The sequence below is a fragment of the Streptomyces sp. NPDC050147 genome (assembly GCF_040660195.1).
In the GTDB taxonomy this organism is placed as follows: Bacteria; Actinomycetota; Actinomycetes; order Streptomycetales; family Streptomycetaceae; genus Streptomyces.
Genome location: NZ_JBFALJ010000029.1, coordinates 1 through 22,324, shown reverse-complemented (window position 1 = coordinate 22,324; position 22,324 = coordinate 1). Strand labels below are relative to the sequence as shown.

Annotated in this window: 21 protein-coding genes; 9 read left to right on the top strand and 12 right to left on the bottom strand. The window is 71.7% G+C overall.

Annotation, left to right across the window (positions count from 1 at the left end; all coding sequences use genetic code 11):
• Window positions 1-6: 6 nt before the first annotated feature.
• The 5 genes from AB0I94_RS34175 to AB0I94_RS34155 form a co-directional block, all read right to left on the bottom strand.
• Window positions 7-1,776, bottom strand: coding sequence for an amino acid adenylation domain-containing protein (locus AB0I94_RS34175; protein WP_363313627.1), 1,770 nt, complete (start codon window positions 1,774-1,776; stop codon window positions 7-9).
• 5 nt (window positions 1,777-1,781) lie between these two features.
• Window positions 1,782-3,662: an aminotransferase class I/II-fold pyridoxal phosphate-dependent enzyme gene (locus AB0I94_RS34170; protein WP_363313626.1), complete on the bottom strand. Its 1,881-nt coding sequence runs from the start codon at window positions 3,660-3,662 to the stop codon at window positions 1,782-1,784.
• Window positions 3,659-3,919: an acyl carrier protein gene (locus AB0I94_RS34165; protein WP_363313625.1), complete on the bottom strand. Its 261-nt coding sequence runs from the start codon at window positions 3,917-3,919 to the stop codon at window positions 3,659-3,661. Before AB0I94_RS34165 ends, AB0I94_RS34170 begins: the two co-directional genes overlap by 4 nt.
• A 7-nt stretch (window positions 3,920-3,926) precedes the next feature.
• Window positions 3,927-4,235, bottom strand: coding sequence for a phosphopantetheine-binding protein (locus AB0I94_RS34160; RefSeq protein WP_363313624.1), 309 nt, complete (start codon window positions 4,233-4,235; stop codon window positions 3,927-3,929).
• Between the two features lie 85 nt (window positions 4,236-4,320).
• A complete protein-coding gene (locus AB0I94_RS34155; protein WP_363313623.1) occupies window positions 4,321-5,352 on the bottom strand; it encodes a beta-ketoacyl-ACP synthase III in 1,032 nt (343 codons plus the stop codon).
• Window positions 5,353-5,708: 356 nt separating this feature from the next.
• On the opposite strand from AB0I94_RS34155, the gene AB0I94_RS34150 reads away from it, so the two are divergent.
• The 5 genes from AB0I94_RS34150 (at window position 5,709) to AB0I94_RS34130 (ending at window position 11,152) form a co-directional block, all read left to right on the top strand.
• Window positions 5,709-7,034, top strand: a complete 1,326-nt coding sequence (locus AB0I94_RS34150; protein ID WP_363313622.1) for a beta-ketoacyl-[acyl-carrier-protein] synthase family protein — start codon at window positions 5,709-5,711, stop codon at window positions 7,032-7,034.
• 55 nt (window positions 7,035-7,089) lie between these two features.
• On the top strand, window positions 7,090-8,022 hold the full coding sequence (locus AB0I94_RS34145; RefSeq protein ID WP_363313621.1) for a DUF6206 family protein: 933 nt from the start codon (window positions 7,090-7,092) through the stop codon (window positions 8,020-8,022).
• 4 nt (window positions 8,023-8,026) lie between these two features.
• On the top strand, window positions 8,027-8,788 hold the full coding sequence (locus AB0I94_RS34140; protein ID WP_363313620.1) for a hypothetical protein: 762 nt from the start codon (window positions 8,027-8,029) through the stop codon (window positions 8,786-8,788).
• A 13-nt stretch (window positions 8,789-8,801) separates the two neighbouring features.
• The gene (locus tag AB0I94_RS34135) at window positions 8,802-10,067 is read left to right on the top strand and encodes a RedV protein (protein ID WP_363313619.1); all 1,266 of its coding nucleotides are present in this window, start codon (window positions 8,802-8,804) and stop codon (window positions 10,065-10,067) included.
• A gap of 407 nt (window positions 10,068-10,474) precedes the next feature.
• Window positions 10,475-11,152, top strand: a complete 678-nt coding sequence (locus AB0I94_RS34130) for a response regulator transcription factor (RefSeq protein WP_363313618.1) — start codon at window positions 10,475-10,477, stop codon at window positions 11,150-11,152.
• A gap of 89 nt (window positions 11,153-11,241) precedes the next feature.
• On the opposite strand, the gene AB0I94_RS34125 is transcribed toward AB0I94_RS34130, so the two are convergent.
• The 4 genes from AB0I94_RS34125 to AB0I94_RS34110 all read right to left on the bottom strand — a co-directional run bounded on the left by AB0I94_RS34125 (window position 11,242) and on the right by AB0I94_RS34110 (window position 16,775).
• Window positions 11,242-11,595 (bottom strand): RedY protein, encoded by a 354-nt coding sequence (locus AB0I94_RS34125; RefSeq protein ID WP_363313617.1) that lies wholly within the window; start codon window positions 11,593-11,595, stop codon window positions 11,242-11,244.
• A gap of 16 nt (window positions 11,596-11,611) precedes the next feature.
• Entirely contained in the window at window positions 11,612-12,853 is a 1,242-nt protein-coding gene (gene redW / locus AB0I94_RS34120) for an L-prolyl-[peptidyl-carrier protein] dehydrogenase (RefSeq protein ID WP_363313615.1), read from the bottom strand.
• Complete coding sequence (locus AB0I94_RS34115) at window positions 12,850-15,792, bottom strand: polyketide synthase (RefSeq protein ID WP_363313614.1); 2,943 nt, start codon at window positions 15,790-15,792, stop codon at window positions 12,850-12,852. The genes redW and AB0I94_RS34115 overlap by 4 nt, the downstream gene beginning before the upstream one ends.
• 197 nt (window positions 15,793-15,989) lie before the next feature.
• Complete coding sequence (locus AB0I94_RS34110) at window positions 15,990-16,775, bottom strand: AfsR/SARP family transcriptional regulator (protein ID WP_363313612.1); 786 nt, start codon at window positions 16,773-16,775, stop codon at window positions 15,990-15,992.
• 399 nt (window positions 16,776-17,174) lie between these two features.
• On the opposite strand from AB0I94_RS34110, the gene AB0I94_RS34105 reads away from it, so the two are divergent.
• From AB0I94_RS34105 to AB0I94_RS34095, 3 genes are read left to right on the top strand one after another with little or no spacing between them, the layout of a single operon-like run.
• Window positions 17,175-17,948, top strand: a complete 774-nt coding sequence (locus tag AB0I94_RS34105; RefSeq protein WP_363313611.1) for a helix-turn-helix domain-containing protein — start codon at window positions 17,175-17,177, stop codon at window positions 17,946-17,948.
• Window positions 17,945-18,598 (top strand): ABC transporter ATP-binding protein, encoded by a 654-nt coding sequence (locus AB0I94_RS34100; RefSeq protein WP_363313610.1) that lies wholly within the window; start codon window positions 17,945-17,947, stop codon window positions 18,596-18,598. Before AB0I94_RS34105 ends, AB0I94_RS34100 begins: the two co-directional genes overlap by 4 nt.
• Complete coding sequence (locus AB0I94_RS34095) at window positions 18,585-19,409, top strand: hypothetical protein (RefSeq protein WP_363313609.1); 825 nt, start codon at window positions 18,585-18,587, stop codon at window positions 19,407-19,409. The genes AB0I94_RS34100 and AB0I94_RS34095 overlap by 14 nt, the downstream gene beginning before the upstream one ends.
• Here AB0I94_RS34095 and AB0I94_RS34090 read toward each other — a convergent pair.
• The 3 genes from AB0I94_RS34090 to AB0I94_RS34080 form a co-directional block, all read right to left on the bottom strand.
• On the bottom strand, window positions 19,313-19,942 hold the full coding sequence (locus AB0I94_RS34090; protein ID WP_363313608.1) for an aminotransferase class V-fold PLP-dependent enzyme: 630 nt from the start codon (window positions 19,940-19,942) through the stop codon (window positions 19,313-19,315). The two genes, AB0I94_RS34095 and AB0I94_RS34090, sit on opposite strands and share 97 nt — an antisense overlap.
• Before the next feature lie 320 nt (window positions 19,943-20,262).
• Window positions 20,263-21,114, bottom strand: a complete 852-nt coding sequence (locus tag AB0I94_RS34085; protein ID WP_363313607.1) for a pentapeptide repeat-containing protein — start codon at window positions 21,112-21,114, stop codon at window positions 20,263-20,265.
• Between the two features lie 247 nt (window positions 21,115-21,361).
• Window positions 21,362-21,688, bottom strand: coding sequence for a hypothetical protein (locus AB0I94_RS34080; protein ID WP_363313606.1), 327 nt, complete (start codon window positions 21,686-21,688; stop codon window positions 21,362-21,364).
• 493 nt (window positions 21,689-22,181) lie between these two features.
• On the opposite strand from AB0I94_RS34080, the gene AB0I94_RS34075 reads away from it, so the two are divergent.
• A partial coding sequence (locus AB0I94_RS34075; protein ID WP_363313705.1) for a DUF2637 domain-containing protein occupies window positions 22,182-22,324 on the top strand: 143 nt, incomplete at its 3' end.

Sequence of the window (22,324 nt, the reverse complement as noted above, 5' to 3'; positions counted from 1 at the left end):
TCTCCGTCACTTGCCGGGCACGGCGCGCGGGGCGGTGGCGGACGCGGGCGCCGCGCCGCCGAGGCGCTGGTAGTCGGTCTTGCCGTTGGCGTTGCGCGGCAGCTCGTCGAGGCAGGTGGCCGTGCGCGGCACCATGTAGCGGGGCAGGTAGCGCGCGCAGTGCCGTTTGAGCTCGATGAGTCCGGGCCGCGGGGTGCTGCCGCTGAGGGTGAAGTAGAGGGCGACCCCCGAGAGGTCGCTGCTCCCGGTGCCGGTGCCGGTGCCGCTGTCGACGACGACCGCGGCGTGCGCGATGCCGGGGTGCCGCAGCACGGCCGCCTCGATCTCGCCCAGTTCCACGCGGTGCCCGGCCAGTTTCACCATGCGGTCCTTGCGGCCCCGGTACACGAGGGCGCCATCGTCGAGGCCCACCAGGTCGCCGGTGGCGTGGCGGCCCTGGCGGTGCCCGGCCGCCGCGGGCTCGGACTCGCGGCGCCAGTATCCGGGGGTGACGCAGTCGCCCTCGACGACGAGTTCCCCGAACGCGTCGGGCCCGGTGAGCACCCGGCCCGCGTCGTCGACGACGGACACCTTGGCGCCGGGCAGCGGGGTGCCGATGGGCACGGGCTCGTGCCGCGCCAGGTCCTCCGGGCGCACCCGGTGGTACGTGCACACGTTCGTCTCGGTGGGCCCGTACAGGTTGTAGAGCCCGGTGTCCGGCGCGAGCCGGGCCGCGAGCGCGCGCAACTGCGGCATCGGGAACACCTCGCCCGCGAACAGGACGTACCGCAGGCTCCGGGCGGCGTCCGCGGTGAGCGCGTCCGAGACCGTGAGCAGATGCAGCACGGACGGCACCGAGTACCAGACGCTGACGCCGTGTTCGCGGATGCCCGCGGCGAGCGCGCCCACGTCCCGGGTCGCCGCGTCCGGCACGATCCACAGGCTCGCGCCCGCCGACAGGGCCGTGAACAGGTCGAAGGTCGACAGGTCGAAGTTGAAAGAGGCGTGGCCCGCGAACACGTCGCCGGGCCCGACGTCGAGCTCGTCGCGCGCCCACCGGATGAAGCACGCGAGATTGCGGTACGAGATGCGGACACCCTTGGGGGTTCCTGTCGACCCCGATGTGTACAAGAGCGCGGCCAGGTCGTCGCGCTCCAGTGACGGCAGCAGGACGACGTGGCCCGCGGCGTTCGAGGTGAACGCGGACCAACCGTGCACGGCGGGCGCGCGAGACGCCCCGCCGAACGGAGCCGGGCGCCGGGACGCGTCCTGGCCGCCGCCCGGGCGCGGTGGCTCGTCGTCCGTGAGCACGACCGCCCGAACCGACGCGGGGAGCGGGCGGTCGGCGAGGGCGGCCAGGCGTCGGCTGTCCGTGACGAGTACGACGGGTTCGGCGTCCGCCAGGATCGTCCGCACCCGCGCCACCGGCTGCCCGCCGTCCAGCGGCACATACGCGCAGCCCACGTGCAGCGCGGCGAGGACCGCCTGCGCGTAGCGCGGCTGCTTGTCCGCCCAGATCGCCACCCGGTCGCCGACCTCGGCGCCGAGCCCGAGCAGCCCCGAGGCGACCGCGGCGACCTCCGCGGCAAGCTCGCCGTACGTGCAGGCGCCGGGCCCCACGAAGGCGGGCCGCGCCGACTGCCCGGCGTCCTGCGGCCACGGCTTGCGGATGAGCGCGACATCGGACAGTGAGGTGCGGGCGGACCGGGCCTGCTCGGAGGGAGCGGGGAGATCGGAGGGGCCAGGGGGAGTGGTGGCGGGGGTGGACCGGAACAGGTCCCGCGTAGGGAAGGTCATCGCGCTCACCCGGCCGACGGCAGGACGCCGGTCTCGCGGGCGGCCTCGACGAAGACGCCCGCGGCCGTCTCCAGGTCCTCCCTGGTGTGTTCGCAGGTCACACTGACCCGCAGCCGCGCGTCACCGAGAGGCACCCCGGGGAACACCACCGTCTGGCAGAACAGGCCGCGGGCCCGTACGGCCCTGCCCATCTCCAGGGCCCTGCGCTCGTCGCCGATGACGAGCGGCAGGATGGCGCTCTCGGTGTTCTCCAGGTCGAAGCCCGCGTCAGCGAGCTGCCGGTGCAGGAAGCGGATGTTGGACCAGAGCCGGACGAGCCGCTCCGGCTCCGCCTCGATGACGTCGAGGGAGGCGATGAGCCCGGCGGCGACCCCGGCGGGGATGTTGGCGGCGAACACGTACGAACTGGCGTAGTACCGCAGGTACTCGACGACCTCCTCCTCGCCGACGACGAAACCGCCCATGCCTGCCAGGGACTTGCTCATGGTGCCGAGCTCCAGATCGACCTCACCCTTGAGGCCGAAGTGCTCGGCCGTGCCCGAGCCGCGCTCGCCGAGCACACCCGTGGCGTGCGCGTCGTCGATCATGACGCGGGCGCCGTAGTCACGGCCGAGCCTGACGATCTCGGGCAGGTCGCAGATGTCGCCGTGCATGCTGAACACGCCGTCGGCGACGATGAGTTTGCCGGTGCCGCGGTCGTCGCAGCGCTTGAGGATGCGCTCCAGGTCCGCCATGTCGTTGTGCTGGTAGATCTTGCGGGCGGAGCCCGCGAGGCGGGCGCCGTCGACGATGCTCATATGGTTGAGCTTGTCGACGACCAGCGTGTCGTAGCTCTTGACGAGGGCGGAGATGGTGCCGAGGTTGGCTGCGTACCCACCCGGGAAGACGATGCAGGCCGGCCGGCCCTTGAACGCGGCGAGGCGCCGTTCCAGCTCCTTGTGCAGCATGTTCGTGCCGCCGATGAAACGCGATCCTGTGTGTGTCGCGCCGAAGGTGCGGGTGGCGTCGCAGACTGCCTCGATCACCTTCGGGTGGTTGGCGACCCCGAGGTAGTTGTTGGAGGCGAACATCAGGAACTCGCGCTTGCGGCCGGTGTGTTCGTCCAGGATGACCGCGCGGCTGCCGCAGCGGGAGTGCAGCGGCATGCCATACCAGTAGAGGCGTTCGGCCTCGCGGCCACGCAGATGGGAACGGAAGCTGCGGGTCTTGGCGAAGAGGTCGCCGTCACGCTCCTCCACGAAGTCCTTCATGGACCGGCTGTCCCAGGGCGTCCCCTCGTCCGCGGGCCGCTGCTCCCCTGCGGCCGTCGCGGAGATGTGATCGCGCAGTGCGGAGATCAGATCGCGCAGTGTCGGCGCGGTGAGCGTGCCCGCGAGGTTGTCGGGCAGGCCGAGTTCGCGGGCGCAGTCGGCCACGATCGACACGAGGACCACGGAGTCGACGCCGAGCTCGCCCTCGAAGTCGGCGTCGAGGGCCAGTTGGTCGCGCCGGTACTGCGTGTGGTGCATGGCGGCGCGGAGGACGGCTTCGACGAGGGGGTCGTCGTCGTGTGCGGCCGGTGCGGGCGGGCCGTTCGGCTCGGGGCGGGGGCCCGGGAGCGCGGCCCGCACGGCGGCGGTCAGTTCACCGATGGTCGCCAGGCCCGCGGGCAGCGGCGCGGCGAGCGCGAAGCGTTCCCGCACCAGGGCGAGGATCGACTCATGGATCACGGAGTCGATGCCGAGCTCGGCCTCGAAGTGGCTGTCGGGCAGCAGGTACGACTCGTCGTACAGGGTCCGCGAGGCCACGATGTCCACGATCTGCCGCTGCACGGCGGCGCCGTCGTGGCCGTGGGAGACATGGGGGTCGGTTACGGGTGGGGCCGTGGTGTCCGTGACGTCGGTCATCGCACGCTCTCTCCTTTGGCCCGCAGCCGTTCGACGAGTGCGGCGATCGAGTCGACGGTCCGGAAGTTCGCCGGGGAGATCTCCTGCAGCGGAACGGTGACGCGGAAGTCGCTCTGCAAGTAGTGCACCAGGTCGAAGATCCCGGCCGAGTCGATGATGTTCAGGTCGGCGATGGGGAGTTGGGCGTCGAGGCCTTCGGTGTCGCCGTCGAGCCAGACGTCGGCGATGTAGTTGATGATCGACTCTTCGGTGGTCATGGCCGCCCTACGCCCGGTCTCCGGCGGCCGACGCCGCACCGGCGCCCGGGCTCGCGAGGGGGCGCCGGCCCTCGATGAGTGCGGCGACCGCCGCGACCGTGTCGCCCGGGGTCGCCGCGTCCTCACCGATGTCGACCTTGAACTCGGACTGGATGACGAGGAGCAGCTCGACCAGGAACAGCGAGTCCATGTCGAGGTCCTCGAACCTGGTGTCCGGGGCGACCTCCGCGCGGTCCACCTCGAACCGGTCGACCAGCAGATCGACCAGCCTGCCGTACGTCTCGCTCGTCTCGCTCGTCCTACGTGTCTGGCTCATGCGGTTCTCCTTCTGCTCTGTCGCGCGACCGGCCCCGGCTGCGGTCCGCAGCCGCCGGTCGAGTCCTCGGATGGCGGTCGAGTCCTCAGCCGCGGTCGAGCCGCGGCCAGGTCAGCACCGTCGACCCCCAGGTGAGCCCGCCGCCGAACGCGGTGAGCAGCACCCGTCCGCCCGACCGCAGGACGCCGTCGTTGTGGGCCTGGTCAAGGGCGAGGGGGATGGACGCGGCCGCGGTGTTGCCGACGTCGGCGATGTTGCTGAAGCAGCGCGGCCGCGGGATGCCGACCTCGTCGGCCACATGGTTGGTGATGCGCAGATTGGCCTGGTGTCCGACCAGGTGGTCGACGTCCTCCGGCGCCCATCCGGCGCGGTCCAGGACCGCCCGCGCCGACGCGGACATGCGCTGCACCGCGTGCCGGAACACCTCCTTGCCGTCCATGGCGAAGTAGCGGTCCGCCGGCCGCGGCGGTACGCCCGAAAGACGCTGCCGCGACCCGCCCGCGGGCACCGTGATCAGGTCCTCCCTGCCGCCGTCGCTGCCCAGGTCGAACGGTCCGAGCGCGCCCGGCTCCGCGGGGTCGCCGGCGCGCAGGACCACAGCGCCCGCGCCGTCACCGAAGATCACCGCGGTGGACCGGTCCCCGGGGTCGAGCAGCGTGGAGAACGTCTCCGCGCCGATCACCAGGACACGGTCGGCGGAACCGGTGGCGATCAGACCGGCCGCGGTGGCGAGGGCGTACACGAAGCCCGTACAGACCGCGGACACGTCGAAGGCGGCGGTGCCGGTCAGGCCGAGGCGCGCCGCGACGGCGGGCGCGGTCCCCGGGCACGGCCGGTCCGGCGTGGTGGTGGCGAGCAGCACGGCGTCCACGACGGGCGTGCCGGACGACTTGAGGGCCTTGGCGCCGGCGCCGACGGCCAGGTCGGAGGTGGCGGTGCCGGGTGCGGCGAAGTACCGCTGCCGGATGCCGGTGCGGGACCGGATCCACGCGTCGGAGCTGTCGAGACGCGCGGCGAGCTCGTCGTTGCTGACGACGGTCGGCGGCAGACAGCCGCCGACCCCGCTGAGGACCGCGGCTCGCTGCGGTGGCGGCTGACTCGGTGGGGGTGCGGTCACGCGTGCTCCTCGGTCTCCCGGATGGCAGGACGCTGGTGTAGTGGTGCTGAGCGGTTGCTGGTTGCCGGCTTACGGCTCGGATGGCGGCGGCCCGGGCGCGGCCCGGGTGCGTGCCGCGGTGTCGGAGGCATCGCGGTGCAACCGTGCGGTACACATCGAGTGTCGCGGGGCGGGCTGACAGGACACGGTCACGGAAGCTGACGGCTCGCTGACGGCACGCTGATCGGGCCGGGAGCGCCGCCGCGGCCCTCCTCGAAGCCCGTGTGGTCAGCCATCGGTCAGCGTCCGGCGGCGTGACCGGTCAGGCACGGCCCGCAGACTCGACCTCAAGCGACCGGAGAGGTGGGGCGCATTCGATGAGCACGAGGTACGGCAGGGCCATCCGGAAGGAACCGGGCGCGGCCGTCGGCGATGACGCGGCACCGCCCGTCGCCGACAAGCCCGACACCGCCGCCACCGAGAGCACCGCCGCCATCGCCGTCACCGGCCTCGGCCTTGTCACGGCAGCGGGCATCGGTGTGGACGCCACCTGGGCGGGGGTGTGCGCGGGCCGCTCCACCGCCGCGAGGGACCCGCGCCTCGCGGGGCTCCCCGTCGACATCTCCTGCACCGTGCCGGGCTTCTCCGCCCGCGAGCACGTCGGCCGGCGCAGCGCCCTGGCGCACGATCGGTTCATCCAGCTGTCGCTGGCCGCCGCGCGCGAGGCCGTCGCGGACAGCGGGCTCGATCCGCGTACGTGGGACGGGGCCCGGGTGGGCGTCGTCGTGGGCTGCGGCCTCGGCGGCGTCGCCACCTGGGAGACGCAGCACCGCCGCATGCTCGACGAAGGACCGCAGGCGGTCTCGGCCCTCCTGATCCCCATGCTGGTGCCGAACATGGTCGCCGGACACCTCGCCATGGACCTGGGCGCGACAGGACCCAACCTGGTGACGGCCACGGCCTGCGCTTCCGGCGCCACCGCCGTCGGCACGGCGCTCGCCCTGCTCCGCGACGGCAGTTGCGACGTGGTGGTCGCGGGTGGCGGCGAGGCCGGTGTGACCCCGCTGATGGTGTCCGGCTTCGCGCAGATGGGCGCCCTCTCGCGGCGGACCGGCGAACCCGCCGCCGCCTCCCGCCCCTTCGATCGGGACCGGGACGGATTCGTCATCGGCGAGGGCAGCGGCATGCTCGTCCTCGAACGGGCGGCCGACGCCCGCGCGCGCGGCGCCACCGTACGGGCCCGCATCGCCGGGTACGGCGCGTCGGCCGACGCCCACCACATGACGGCACCGGACCCGCGGGGCACCGGAGTGCTCCTGGCGCTGCGTACGGCGCTCGCGCGGGCGGGCGTCATGCCGGACGAGGTCGACCATGTGAACGCGCACGGCACGTCCACACCGCTCAACGACGCGGCCGAGGCAGCGGTCCTTCGCAAGTTCCTGGGCGCGGGCCCCGCGGTCACCTCCACCAAGGGCGTGCTCGGCCACACCCTGGGTGCCGCGGGCGCCATCGAGGCGGCGCTCACCGTGCTCGCCGTACAGCACGGCAGGGTGCCGCCGACCGCCAACCTGTGCCACCAGGGCCCCGACGTCGAACTGGACATCGTCGCGGGCGCCCCGCGCGAGCGACGGCTCGACGCCGCCGTCAGCAACTCCTTCGGCTTCGGGGGCCAGAACGCCGTGCTCGTGGTGACCGCGGCGTGAGGCGGCCCTGGGCCGCCGGCCACCGGAACGACCCGCGCCGAGAGTTAGGCACCCCATGACCTTCACGGTCCCGCACACCGCTCTGGCGCGCCTGGAGACACAGGTTCAGGACGCCCTGCGCGCCCCCGACGACCACCGCGGCGCCCACAGCGCCCACAGCGCCCACAGCGCCCGCGACGCCCTCGACGTGCTGGGCTACGGTGAGATCACCCTCGTCCTGCGGCTCCGCACCCCCGAGGGGTCCTTCGCCTGCAAACGGCTGCCCGCCTTCCCCGGCCAGGACCGCTTCGACCGCTACCGCCACTCCCTCGACGAGTACTTGCGCCTCCTGACCGAACGCGGCCTCACCGTGGCCCCCACCGAGGTGTGGCACACCCGGGGGCCCGGCGGGCGCGTCATCGCCTACTGCGTGCAGCGCGAACTCCCGCATGAGCGGCTGTGTTCGCGGCTGCTCCACACCCGGGACGAGACCTGGGCGAAGAACTTCTTCGCCCGCTTCCTCGACGGCGTCGACGCCGCCGTACACCCCGGCCTCGGCCTCGACGCGCAGGCCTCCAACTGGATGGACATGGGCGGCGAGCTGACCTACCTGGACGTCACCACGCCGCTGATGCGTGACGCCCGCGGCCGCGAACGCCTCGACGTGCGGCTCTTCTTCACCTCGCTGCCGTGGATCTTGCGCGACGCCGTACGCGTCTCCATGACCAAGTCGGTCTTCGACAAGTTCTACGAGACGCGCGGCGTACTGCTCGACTTCCTCGGCAACCTCCACAAGGAACGCCTCGACGCCCTGATTCCCGCCTTCCTCGAACAGGCCAACGCCCGCCTGGAGAAGCCGCTCACCGCCGACGAGGTCGCCGCGTACTACCGGGGCGACGCCCGGATGTGGGAGCTGATCCAGCGGCTGCGCGCCGTCGACCGGTTCTGGCACCGCACCGTGCGGCGCAAGCCCTACCCCTTCCTGCTTCCGCCCCCGGTGGACCGCTGAGCCCATGGCCCTCCTCGCGCGTACCGCGGCGCCCGCTCTCGACGACGGCGTGACCCTCGACCCCGCCCGCCCGCTGCGAATAACCCATGTCCGCGGCCCCCTGACCCTGGCCGTGGTGTCCATCGCCTGGATGCGGGCCCGCGACGAAGCGGACCGCACCGCGATCCGGGCCAGGCACCTGTCCGCCGACGAGGCGGCCCGGGCCGCCGAACTCCCCGTACCCAAGCGGCGCGTGGAGTGGACGGCCGGGCGCCTCGCCCTCAAGCACGGCGTCAGCGCGTATCTGCGCCGCCACGACGGCGCGCACGTCCCCACCAGGGACGTGCGCGTGGACACGGTGCCCCGGGGCATCAGGGCGGGCAAGCCCACGGTGAACGCGCCGGTGGAGGTCGGCCTCACCCACTCAGGCGACCTGGCCGTGGCCGCCTGCGGCCCCCGTACACTCGGCATCGACCTGGAACGCACCCGCCAGGTGCCCCGGGCGCTCGCCGAGCTCCTGACCCCGACCGCCTCCGGCTGCCCTCTGCTCGCCACCATGCCGCTCTCGCTGCGCTGGGCCTGCAAGGAGGCCGTGCTCAAACACTTCGGCTTCGGCCTGCGCGTCGACACCCGGGATGTCGAACTCACCGCCTGGCGCGCCGACGGCCGCTTCTCCTGGCGCCCGGGCCCCGGACTGCGCCGCTACGCCCCCACCGCGAACGCCGCCCGCCTGGACAGCTGGGCCAAAGAGGTCGACGGCTACTCCCTCGCCCTCGTGTGGAGTTGAGGAGAACACGACGATGACCACGAACCGGGCCCCCCGCTCCGCCCCCGCCGAAACCGTCCGGTTCGCCGACGCCCTGGACACGGCGGCCCGGATCGCCGTGCTCAGTCCCTCGTCGCACAACTGCCAGCCCTGGGCGCTCGCGTGGGCACGCGGCCCCGAGTCGCGGACGGCGGCGGCGCGGCTGCTGGAGGAGGGCGGCGGCGAACCGCCCGGAGGAGAGGGCGCCGAGGGAACGTGTCAGTACCTCGTACTCGGGCTCGACCGGGACCGCGGTCTGCGCGCGCTGCCCGCCCACGCCGTCGAGATGCTGCTGAGCTGCGGCCTGTACGGGCAGTTCCTGCTGCGGGCCCTCGACGCCCAGGGCTGGACCGTGGACGCCCTGCGCTTCGCGGCGGGCCCCGCGGAGGGCGAGCCGGTGACCGGCTTACGGCTGCCCGGCACCGACTGGCCCCGCACCTGGGCGGCCCTGTGCGTCGCGCGGCTGCGGTCCACGGCCGGGACGGCGGAGGGGGCCGGGGAGCTGGCGGCCCTGCGCACCGCCGCGAGGGCGCGCCGCACCAACCGGGCCCCCTACCGCCCCCACCCGGTCCGCCCCGCCCTCCTGGACGGCCTGGCGACCCCGTCGGGCCGCGGCGCGGCCCGCGGCGCCGAGGTCGGCGTACGGCACTTGACATCCGGCGCCGACCGCGCGGCGTTCGCGGACCTGGTGGCGCGTTATGGGGGCCGCGACTTCAGCCACCGCGCGGCCTGGCGCGAGACCCACGCCTATCTGCGGCCCACCGCTGCGGCGGCCACCGCGCGCGGTGACGGGTTCGCCCTCGACCAGCTCTTCGGGCCACTGCCGTGGCCGCGTCGGCAGGCCCTGCGCGTGGCCCTTGCCCCGACGACGATGCGACTGCTCAGCCATGCCGGCTACGACCGCCTGCTCGCCCGCAGGCTCGCGCACGCCGTACGGCCCACCCCTGCCGTCGTCGCGATGAGCTTCACCCGGAGCGAGCCGAACGCCGGGGGCACACCGACCGCCGGGGGCCCGCCGACGGTCGAGGACGCCATACAGGGCGGAGCGCGACTGGCCGATTACTGGCTGTGTGCGACCCGGGTCGGGCTCGTCCTGCACCCCGTGAGTGTCGTACTCCAGCACGACGACGTGCGGGCCGCCTTCCAGTCGCGCCTTGATATTCCTGGGCGCGCCTTCTTCGTGAGCCGTCTGGGGTGGCCCACCACCGAGTTCCCGCGCTCCCCGCGGCGCTCCGCAGGCGCACCCATACGCTCGATCTGACTTTTGCTCCGCGCCGTTTCGAGCCATTCTCATGCTTATTTTATTAACCCTCGCCCCGAGACCAGTTGCACCCGCATACTGTTGCAGAGTGGACGGAATATTCCGCGCCCGCACGTCTGCCCCGATACGTCGGCAGAGCGAAGGAGGGGCAGTGTAAAGCGCAAATCGAACACGCGACGGACTCGTTTACGGGCAGCAGCGACGAGGGGTATCCGAAGGCGCATGGTCGTGTCATTCAACAGGGGGCGGCGAGATGGGGAACTGCTGCAAGAGGCACCGTCCGGAAGTCACCGCCGGGCCGGTGCGGCCGGTCTGCCCCGGTGTGCTGCCGTGACGGAAGGTGCGGACCGGTGCGACCGGTGCGGCGGCGGGACGCTGCCGGACGGGATGCGGTGAGGCGGCGACCCATGAAGATCCGTGTCCTGGTGTGCTGCGATGAGTCGATCATGTCCGCGGCGATGCGTGCGCTGCTCGATCAGCAGCCGGACATCGAGGTCACGGGCTATGCCACCGGCCGTGAATCCGCGGCGGCCGTCGCGGAGATGGCACCCCACGTCATGATCGTGGTGGCCCCGGCGCTCGGCCTGGACGACAAACGCGAGCTCGCGAAGCTCGCCGCCATGACGAAGATCATCCTGATCGCCAAGGCCGAGTCCGCGCACCGCTGCGTCGAGGCCCTGTGTATTGGCGTCAGAGCGGTCCTCGCCCCGGACTCCTCGGCCGACGACCTGATTCACGTGCTCCGTACGGTGAGCGCGGGCGCCACCATGGTGATGCCGGCCGCCGCCCGGCGCAGCCTGCAGCGGCTGCCCGAGCGGCAGGGTTGGACGAGCCGCTCGGCGGAGATGGCGGCGGAGCTCACCCCGCGCGAGTCCGAGGTGATCGTGCTGCTCGCGCAGGGCAAGTCGAATGCGGAAGTCGCCGAGGAACTCTCGGTGTCCCTCGCGACCGTCAGATCCCATGTTCACCATGTGCTCCGCAAGATGGGCGTGAGCACACGCGCCCAGGCAGTCGCCATTGCCTATGAAACAGGATTAATGGCGGCCATCGGGCGGGCCGCTGAATTCCGTGGCCAAGAAGGATGAAAGGGGCCGTTCCCGGCCGGGACGGTTGGACTTTATTCACCGCCGTTTCCGCGGCCTGTTCCGACCGCCCGGTTTCTCGGTTCGCAACATCAGCGGGATCGGTATCCGGAACCCACACGCTCGCCGGTCGACTCGGCCACCACCACGGCCATCTTCTCGAAATCGGCAACCAGTCGACGGAATGGCTCGCTTTGCATATCGTGTTCGAAATCCTCCCGGCCGGTCACCTCGATGATCTCGAAGTACTCGCCGGGCGACGCGGCTTCGGCGTCGGGTACGCGCAACACCGCGAACGCCACGACACCCGGCAGTTGCGGGCACGTCGCGTAGTCGACGTCACGGACCCAGGACTCGAAGCGCTCCGGTGCCACGCCCTCGCGCAGGCGGATGCGGTGCACGATGACGGTCGGGGCGGCGGGGGGCTTGCGAGCGGTGGAGGACATGGTGGGTGACATCCCATCAGCTGGTTGGGGCGGAGTCGCGGCCGGTCGGGGTGGAGGCACGGTCTTTCGGGGTGGAGGCGCGGCGGCGGTTCGTGGGGCGGCTACCGCCGAGACCGAGCGCGCGGGCGATGTTGTTCTTCTGGATCTCGTTGGTCCCGGAGAAGATGCGCGCGGGCAGCGCGTCCCGCAGCAGGGTCTCGGCGTCACCACCCGTCAGAATGCCGAGCGCGCCCCGTAGCTGGACGGCGTCGAGCCCGATCCGTACGGCCGCCTCGCTCACGGCGAGCTTCGCGAGGGCGGGCGCGACCTCGTCCTCGCTGCCCCGCGCGAGCCCCCGTGCCGCCTTGTGCAGGAGAAGCCGCGCCGACTCCAGGGCGAGAACCATGTCGACGACGCGATGGCTCACCGCCTGGAAACCCCCGATGGGCACACCGAACTGCTCGCGCTCGCGCACATGGTCGACGGTGGACTCCACCACCCGTCGCATCGCGCCCAGGTACGCCGCGAACAGACAGGTGCGCTCCCACTTCATGGACCCGGCGAAGACACTGGCCCCCGCGCCCTCGGCGCCCAGGACACGGTCCGCGGGCACCACACACCCGTCGAGCCGCACATCCGCCGTCGGCGAGCCGCGAAGACCCACCTTGTCGTACGGGGGCCCGACAGTGAGCCCCGGTGTGTCCGCGTCGACGACGAACGCAGTGAGCCCGAAGAAGCCCCCGCCGGGCGCCGTCGCCGCCTGCACCACAAGGACGTCCGCCACGGGGGCGTTCGTCGTAAATGCCTTGGCTCCGTCCAGGACGTAGTGGTCGCCCTCGCGCACCGCCCGCGTCCGCAGGGCCAGGGTGTCCGAACCGGCCTCCGGCTCCGTGATGCCGTGCGCGGCGATCCGCTCACCCGAGCAGAGCGCGGGCAGCCAGCGCCGCTTCTGCTCCTCGGTGCCGAACTCCACGATCGGCATCACGGCGGCGAACAGGTGCGCGGCGACGGAGAACGCGAACCCGGTGTCGGGCGTGCCGTGGCCCAGCGCCTCCAGGACGGCGGTCGCCGCCACGGCGTCCAGGCCAGTGCCGCCGTAGCGCTCCGGTACGACACTGCCGACAAGGCCCTGCCTGCCCGCGAGCAGCCAGCGCCGCCGGAACTCCGCGTGATCGGAAGGCTGCGGCGGTTCGCCAAGATGACGCCGGGCGAACTGCTCCACCGCGCGGCACATGTCCTGCGTCTCGGCCTCGGTGGTGGTGCTGTGGGTGCGGGTCATCGCGGCCGGACCTCCTCTTCCTGGACTTCGTCGCGGTCGTCACGAACGTCGCGGACGTCGGGGTGCTCCTCGACGAGGACGTGGTAGTTGATGCCGCCGGTGCCGAAGGAGCTGACCGCCGCGCGCCGCGGCCTGCCGGGTGGCCGGGCCCATGGCTCGGGCCTGGTGAGGATCTCGGCCGGGATGGCGGCGAGGCCCAGTGCCGGATTGAGCGTCCGCAGCAAGGTGTTGGGCGGCAGCGTCGCTGCCCGCAGGGCGAGCAGGGTGCGCAGCAGCCCGGCGCTGCCGGCCGCCGCGAAGGTGTGGCCGAAGAACGACTTCGCGGAGCCGATCCGCAGGGGTTCGGCCCGAGGCCCGCCCGCGTAGAGCCGGGCCGCAGCGGCGATCTCGACGCGGTCACCGACCTTGGTGCCGGTGCCGTGCGCTTCCAGATAGTCGACGGTGCAGGGCTCGAAGTCGACCTGCGCGAAGGCACGTTGCATGGCGCGCACCTGGCCGTCGACGTCCGGAGCGATGAGGGACTTGGCGTCGTTGGACGCGCCGACGGCCCGGATCACACCGTGGATCGGGTCGCCGTCGCGGCGCGCGTCGTCGTACCGCTTGAGCAGGAAGAGACCGCAGCCGTCACCGGGGGTGAACCCGTCCGCCGCGGCGTCGAACGGTGCGTTCGTGCTGTGCGAGAGGAGACCGAGCGCCGAGCACAGCACCATGTCCCGTACGGTGCAGGCGAGTTCGACGCCGCCCGCGACGGCGTAGTCCGCGGTGCCCGCGCGCAGCTCGCCGACGGCGATGTCGAGTGCGGCGAGCGAGGACGCGCAGGCGGCCTCCACGGCGAGCGGCACCGCTTCGAGCTCGTACTCGTTCGCGAGCAGCGCGGCGACGCCGCTGGCCAGACAGCCGTCGAGGAGCGCGGGAGCGAGGGCGTCGCCGTGCTCGTCCCCTCTGCTCTGGCCGGTCTGGCCGGTCCGTTCCCGCAGTCGATCGAGGAGCTTCTTGTGTTGCAGCGCGGACAGGCCCCGGAGCGCCGCGAGGCCTGTGACCGTGTCGTCGAGGCCGCCGAGGACGAGGGCGGTGTGGGCGCGCCGCTCCCGTGTCGGCCCGAGGGTGCCGCCGACGGCGACGATGCCGCGCCCGGTGGGCCGCCCCCGGGTGCGGCGGGGCGCGAAGAGCTCCGCGGCGACGGTGAGCGCGAGCTGCTGCGCGCCGTCGAGCACCGCGTACCGCGGCGGCAGCACCGCCGGGTCCTCCGGCGGCGCGGCGGGCACCGGCACATGGCCGCCGCGGTCGGTATAGGTGTGGGTGAGGCTGAGGGCGCCGGGGGAGTGGTACAGCTTCCGGTCGAGGACGCTGTCCGGCACGGGCGCGATGCGGGTGCGGCCCGATCGCACGACACGCCAGAACCCGGCCGCGTCGTCGGCCCCTGCGAACCGCCCACCGAGCCCGACCACCGCGATCGGCACGGCACGCGTGGCGGCTCGGGCGCGCCGGGCACGGGGGCGTCCCGGCGCGGTGCGCCCGGTGCGCCCAGGGACCGGGGCGGGGGCCCGGCCCACGGACGTGGTGCCGCCGGGCACCCCGCCCGCAGGCACCGCGCCTGCGGGGCCCGTCTCCGCACCCGGGTGTTCCTCCAGTACGAGATGGCAGAACGTCCCGGTCAGCGACGCCCCGTGGACCACGGCCCGCCGTGGCACACCGGCCCGCACGCCCGCCGTCCAGGGTGTCCCCGTACGCGTACCGGGGGACGCGGCGACAGGCCCGCCCGGAACCGGATACCTCCGGGCATGCAGCGCGGACGCGACCTTGGTGAGAGCGGCGAGCCCCGCGTGGGCGAACGCGCGGCCGTCACCGGTGCCGAGGACCGGGCCGGCGAAGCCGCGGCCGACGCCCACGGAAGGGCAGCCGTCGTCCACGGAAGGGCGGCCCACGTCCACGGAGGGGGAATCGGCGGCCAAGGAAGGGTGACCGGCGTCGACGCCGGGCCCGAGCGCGGACTCCACCCGCTCCACGTACTGCACGGTGTCCGCGTCGGCACCCGCCGCCCGTAGCGAGTCCTCCGCCGCGAGCCGCCGCAGCGCGGTGGAGCGCGACGGCCGGAAGCAGCCGGGCAGCGGATCGTGGCGGAGCGTGCAGTCGAGGATCGTGGCGTAGACGCGGTCCCCGTCACGGACGGCGTCCGGGAGCCGCTTGAGGAGGACGGCGCCGACGCCTTCGGTGAGCGGCAGCGCGGGCGGCCCTTCGCCACCGGGCCGCTCCGGACCGCCTACGTCCGGGCCCCCGCGCAGCTTCGCGGCCAACGCCCGCGCCACGTAAGGGCTTTCGCGGCGCTGCCCCGCGAGCACGAGGACCGCGTCGGACACTTCCGCGCGCAACTGCCGGACCGCCTGCGCGAGGGCCACGAACGACGTGGCCTCCGCCGATTCGACGGCGAGGGTGCGGCCGCGCAGCTTGAAGGCCGCGGCGATCCGTGCGGGGATGGTGCTCGCCATCTCGCCGACCCGGTCGTGCGGCGAGCCGCCGAGCCGTCGCGTGAGGATCGCGCGCAGTTCGTCGGCGGCGCGCGCCGCGCTGTCCGGCTCCGCGCCCGCGGCGGCCGCGGCGCGCTCCACCTCGCGTGCGTACCGTGGCAGTTCGACGCGCAGGGCGTTGGCGTGCTGCCGGTCCAGGGCGAAGCACATGCCGGTGATGACATCGGTGCGCTCGGCGGGCAGCGGCCGTCCCGGGTGGCCCGCGTCGGCGAGGCACCGCCGTGCCGCCTCCAGCATGAGGAGCTGCATCCGGTTCATGGACTTGGCCTGCATCGGCGGGATGCCGAACCGGGCCACGTCGACGACGACGTCGTCGAGCGTGCCCGGATCGAGCTCGGTGATCCCGACGATCGCGATGGGTTCCCCCGGCCGCGCGGGCCGGGCCCGGCGGGCTTGCGGATCAAACGTCGTCACGCGGCTGCTCCTGCGGTCGTCGGCGGGCTTGCGCCATCGCGCACTCCGTCGTGCGGAGAACGACGCAATTCAAAGGACAAGCAATGTGTGGAGGGAGCGTGGAGAAATGAGGTCGGCAGTCCTTTCCGAGTGCGTGGAGAAAGCGGGACGGATGACGCCGGGTGATGCCGGAAGGTTTCGGTGGTAGGGAAAAACACTCACGGGGTGGATGTGGCGGTGGAGAGGGAAAGCGCCGGATCCTGCGAAAGGATTTCCGTGTGCCGCCGCTGCAGTACGATTCCCGGCCGCACCCCCAGTTCCTGGTCGAGACGCCGCCGCGTCGCGTGGAAGAGTTCCAGGGCTTCCGCCTGCCGGCCCGTCCGGTACAGGGCGAGCATCAGCAGCTCGCAGAAGCGCTCGCGCAGGGGGTGCTGGGCCACCAGACGGCGCAGCTCGGCCACCGCCCGTGAGGTGTCCTCGACCGCGATCCGGGCGCGGACGAGGTCCTCCCAGACGGTGAGGCGCCGCTCGTCGAAGAGCGCGGCCGCGCCCCGGCAGCGCAGCCCGTCCCCCGCGTCGAGGAGCGCGGGCCCCTGCCAGAGCTCCAGGCCCGCCTGTAACAACTCGATGGCGCGCTCGGGCTGCACGGACAGCGCGGCCGCACCACGGGTGGCCAGGTCGAGGAAGCGATTGCCGTCGACGCAGGCGGGCGGCATGTCGAGCAGATAACCGCCGCGCACCGCACGGAGCACGGTCATCCCGCGCTGTTGCGGACGGTGGCCGTCCAACGCCTTGCGCAGGCGGGTGGCGTGCGCCTGGAGCGCGTTGCGCGCGTTGCCGAGCGGCTGGCCCGCCCACAGCTCGTCGGCGAGGTCCGCGTGCGAGACCGCCCGGCCCGCGTCGAGCGCGAGCGTGGCCAGCATGGTCCGTACCTTGTTGGACTGGATTCCGTGGCGCATTCCGTCCGCGGCCACGGAAACGGGCCCCAGGACATTGATGTGCATGATGTTCCCCCGGTGCAGCAATCGACATCACTGGGCAGCAAAGGGCAGCACTCGTCGCTCAAAGGGGAGAGAACACACGGATTCGGGATTCCCATTGGCTCCTTGCTCCCCTCCATGGCGCCCTCGGCCCCCTCTGTTCGGCTGTGCACTATTTTCGCAGGGGGCGCTGTCCCGCGACCATCGATCACCTGGCGGGTTTACCTGACATGTGTCCCGATCAATTTCCGGAGACCCCCTCGATCATTCGTGGAGAAATGACGGAGCGCGCCGCAACGGACGGCTGACAAGGGTGCGCCCCGAGTGCGTTGGCGCGCCGGAGCGGGGGGCGCGTGATCCGCGCGGAGTCCAGCGTTCCGCCCTGCTGGACAACGGGCTAAACAGTTGTTTAACATGCTGTACATGCGTTCAATGCCCGATGACCGCACCACCCGCGCCGTCATCCGAGACGAGGCCCTGCGACTGTTCGCCGCGCAGGGCCCCGAATCCGTCACCGTCCGGCAGATCGCGACCGCGGCGGGGGTCTCGCCGGGGCTGGTCGTTCACCACTTCCGCTCCAAGGACAACCTGCGCCAGGAGGTCGACCAGTACGTCCTCACCGTCTTCGAAGGCCTGCTGAGCGAGCTGACCGGCGACGGCACGGTCTCGTTCGAGGACGCGGGCGCCGCGACCGGCTCCCTGGGTGAGATCTTTCTGCAGCACCTGCCCGTCGGCTCGCCGCTGCCCGGCTATCTGCGCATGCTCCTGCTCTCGGACACGGACGGGGGCCGCGGCCTGTTCCGCCGCCTGTACGCCGTGAGCCGACAGACCTTGGACGCCCTCGCCGACGCCGGCGCCGCGAAACGGGGCAAGGACCCGCAGGTGCGCGCGGCGCTGTTGCTGGTCAACGACCTCTCGGTGTTCCTGCTCCGCGATCAGTTGACCGCTGTCCTCGGCGTCGACCCGCTGTCCGCTGCCGGTCTCGCCCGCCTCGGACCCGAACTCCTGAGCATCTACGCGGGCGGCCTGAACGCGGACGCCGCCCCGGCACCGGAGATACCCCCGGCAGTACCGGAAGCACCGGAAGCACCGGAAGCACCGGAAGCCCCGGAAGCACCGGAAGAAGCGCCGGAACAGGCATCGCACCAAGCACCGGAAGCAGCACAGGAACCCGAAGCAGTAGGAGGCCAGGCATGACTCCAAGGCCACAGCCCGCACTCGCCGCCAGGGACATCCACAAGGCGTTCGGCAAACACCAGGTCCTGCGGGGAGCGGACCTCACCGTCGAACCGGGCCAACTGGTCGCCGTGGTCGGTGAGAACGGCTCGGGCAAGTCCACCCTTCTGAAGGCGATCGCGGGCACCCTGGCCGTCGACAGCGGCGAGGTCCGCCTCGGCGGCAAGCTCGGTTACTGCCCGCAGGACCCGGTCCTCAACCTCAACCTCACCGTGGACCAGCACCTCCAGTACTTCGCCGCCGCCCACAAGCTCCACAGCCTTGACCGCGCCGACGAACTGGTGGGCATGCTCGGCTACGAGAAGTACCGCGAGACCGCCGCGAGCGACCTCTCCGGCGGCACCCGGCAGAAGCTCAACCTGACCCTCGCGCTGCTGCACGACCCGGACGTCCTGCTGCTCGACGAGCCGTACCAGGGCTTCGACTGGGAGACGTATCTGCGCTTCTGGGACCTGGTCGACCAGCTGCACGAGCGGGACAAGGCAGTCGTCGTCATCACCCACCTCGTCTTCGAGCAGGAGCGGTTCGACGTGCTCGCCGACCTCGTCGAGGGCCGACTCACACCGCGTACGGCGGCGGCAGCGAAGGAGCACAGCAATGTCGGCGCCTGAGGCCCTCAAGGGCACACCCAGCACCCGGAGTGCCGCGAGCACCCCGCTGTACGGCCAGTTCCCGACCGCGCTCGGGTTCTCCGTGCGCGAGCAGAGCCGCAACCGCCTCGCCGCGCTGCTCCTGGTCGTGTTCGTACCGCTCTGGTATCTCCTGATGACCTCGATCGCGGGCGACAAGGACCTGGAGTTCAAGCTCTACGCGACCGGTGAGCTCCTGAGCGTCGACGGCAAGCACGTCACGCTGATCACCGCGGGGATGAACTCCCTGACGATGATCTCCGGCTTCGTCGTCTTCGACGCAGTCCGCAAGGCCCTGAACTTCGACAAGCGCCTCGCCTTCGCCGGGTTCAGCCAGTCCACCCTCATCGGCGCCAAGATGCTCGCCATCGCCATCGTCGCGGGCACCATCGCGCTCTACACCTCCCTCGCGCTGCTGATTTACTGGCGCCCGGGATTCACCGGCTGGGCGACCATCCTCGCCGGGTTCGTCGCCATGACGCTGACCTACGGCTCGCTTGGGCTGCTCCTCGGCGTCCTGGTCAAGAACGATCTGGAGGGTTTCTTCCTGATCATCATGGGCGGCCTCACGGACACGTTCCTGCAGAACCCGCTCGGCAACCCGGCCGCCAACAAGCCGGCCCTGCAGTACTTCCCGTCCTTCGGGCCGATGCAGTTCTCCGTCGGCGGCTCGCTCGGCGACACCGTCATGTGGCGCTATCTCGGCTTCGGCTTGATGTGGGCGGCGGCCTTCGCCGTCATCGGTCTGATCGTGTTCCACCTCAGGACCCGGAGCCGCCGCCCGACGCGCTGACGACCCCGGGCCCCGAACCGGACCGCGGCCGCCCTCCCGGCTAACCCTCGCCGGCGCCGGGAACCGGCCTCCTGGAGGCGCCGCAGGGACGCCATCAACTGGTCCACCTCGCCGGAGGTGTTGTACAGGGCGAGGGAGGCGCGGGCGGCGGACTCCAGACCGTAGTGGGCGAGCGCGGGCTGCGCGCAGTGGTGGCCCGCGCGCACCGCGATCCCGTCCCGGTCGAGCCAGTCAGCCACCGGCGCCGGATCGGGGCCCGCGAGCGTGAACGTCAGGACCGCGATCCGCTCGGCGGCCGAGCCGATGACTTCGACCCCCGGCACGCTCGCCATGGCCGTCCGCGCGTACGACTTCAGCGCCTGCTCGTACGCCGCCACAGCCTGCTGGTCGAAGCCGCGCAGCCAGTCGATGGCCGCGAGGAGGCCGACGACGCCCGAGACGTTCCCGGTGCCCGCCTCCACCATGTGCGGCATCGCCGCGCACGTCGTCCGCTCGAAACTCACCGACTCGATCATGTTGCCGCCGCCGAGCAATGCTCATGACCCCTGGATCGGCCTCGGGTTGGAAGCGCAGGGCGTACCTTCCCGAGTGATCGACTTCTGGTCATTGAGTAGGCCGACGTTGCACTGTCGGTCGGGAAGGCACGCCCGTGCTGAGCGTAGTGAATGCCGATGGAACGACCGAGACGGTTCCCTGATCGACGACATCGTCCGCGAGGGCGCGAGGCGGATAGTGGCCGCGGCCCTGGAGGCTGTAGCTAACACCTATATCCAGGCGCCTCGCCGTTGCCGGCGCTCTCGACCTTCTTGTATGCCTTGCGCGCGCCGGTCCCGAGCCGGTGCTGGGAAGGCTGTCAGGGCGGAGGGTTCTTGGTGAGCCGTGCGATGAACGCCGCAGCCTCAGCCTCGCTGATCTCGACGTGGTCGGTGTCGTTGTGCCCCAGCCAGTACAGGCGCAGATACTCGGTGGGTTCCCAGCGCAGGTTTCGGGTGAACGCGTGATCCGAGGCGAGGCCGTCCTCCGTGCTGCGGCGCACGATCCCCGCAGGACGGCTGCGCGGGTATCCCTCGCCGACCTTCGCGTAGTACGTGGTGGTGTCCGGCGCGGAGTTGAGGACTTCCACCGTGGCGCCCTGCTGATTCAGCCACCGTTGAAGTGCACGCCCCGCCAGCTCCTGGCGCGACCCGTTGGCCATGATGCGCGCGGGCCCGTACACGCTGCCGGTGAGGCCCTCCACCCTCGTGTGCTCGTCCAGAAGCACCTTGAAGGACGTCCTTTGCACCGTCGCACCGGTCAGATCAGCCCCTTCCATTCGCGCACCCAGAAGCGCAGCACCATCGAGCCGCGCAGATCGGAAGCAAGCCCCACGGGCGTCGGTCTCGAAGAGGTCGGCGCCCCCTAGGTTCGCCTCGGACAGCACAGCGCCTCGCAGGCTCGCCCTATCCAGCACTGCCTTGACCAGGCAGGCTCGGCCGAGCCCGGCGCGGTCCAGGACGGCGTATCCCAGATCAGCGCGGTACAGGCAGGTGCCGGTCAGGACCACGTCCTCGAGGCGGGTCTCGATGAACAGCCCCAGCGCCAGGTCGGCGCCGGTGAGGTCGGTGCCGGACGCGTCGAGACCGCACAGATCCAGGGTGGTGTCCTCCTGCCCACTCCAGGCCCTGAGTGCGTCGGCGGCCGCGGAGGCCAGGGGCAGTGCGCGCACGGCCCGAACGCCGTCACACTTTTCAGGCAACTCGATCTCTCCACTCGCATCCGGCGGACACTGTTGAACGTCTGCTCGACCGTAGTGGAGTAGAACTCGCCGAAGTCGCCCGAGTCACTGCCAGAGGATTCGGTTGCGGCATACCTGGGTGAATGGGCGTCAAGTGGGCGGCTGATCTGGGTTGCGCGAGGCCAGCCCCGACGCCGGGTGGGAACTTCGCTCAACCGTGACGTCGACGACCGCCCCGCTACAGTCGTGATCGACAACTCACTCCGGCCCGCTCGGACAGCTCCTCGAGCGCCACCCGCAGCACCGCAGCCGTCCGCGCGGTGAGCTCCTCGTCCTCCTCGCCGTCCTCGTCCCAGCCCTCACCCCCGTCGTCTTCCTCGTCCCACGCCGCCGGCTGGCCGTGACGGGCGAGGGAACGCAGACGGCTGCGCACGCGCTGCGCGGCCTCTTCGGGAGCGGCCAGGGCGTTGTCGATGATCAAAGTACGGGGGTACAGCAGACCTGGCAGACCGGCCCGATGGGCCAGCGCGTCGTGCTCGGCTTGATCCGAGCGCAGCGGGCGCACGGCTCGCCAGTGCGATGACGCTGGTAGCACAGCTCGCGCTCGTAAGGCTTCTTCTTCGTGCTCATGCACGCGCCTTCGGCAGTCGACCGCTGCTGTCGCGCAACGGCCTTACGGAGGTATCTGACGGCGAGAGCTTGGTCGGACGTGGCGCGCCCACGCGGTCCGGAGGCCCGCAGTTGGCTGCTGCGGTGTTCGGCGTGAAGTTCGCAGTCCCAGATGTGTGCATGGAGGGCGCGGCCGCTGCCGGGTGCTGCGGGCGCCGCATACTTTGCGTTCGCGCCGGAGAAGTCTGGGGCGGAGGTGTGCTGAGGCTGCTCCGGGTCTACATCAAGGGCGTGTCAGGCAGGCCTGGTTGAGGTTCACGAGGGTGTTTTGCTGTTTCAAGTTGCTGGCTCGTGGTGTGCGGATGTGATTTGCTTTTGAGGTGGAAGTGGTGAGGGTGAGGGGCCGTATGTGAGTGGCGTGGGAAGAGGCGCCTGTTGTCTTAAGCAGAATGCAGCGGATTCTGATCGGTGTGGTCGTCGCCGGTGCGGTGGTCATTGCCGGCATCGGTTTCGCGGGGTCGTACGCGGCCGTGCGCGAGCTCGCCGAGCAGAAGGGCTTCGGCAGCTTCTCGGTCGTCTTCCCGATCGGCAT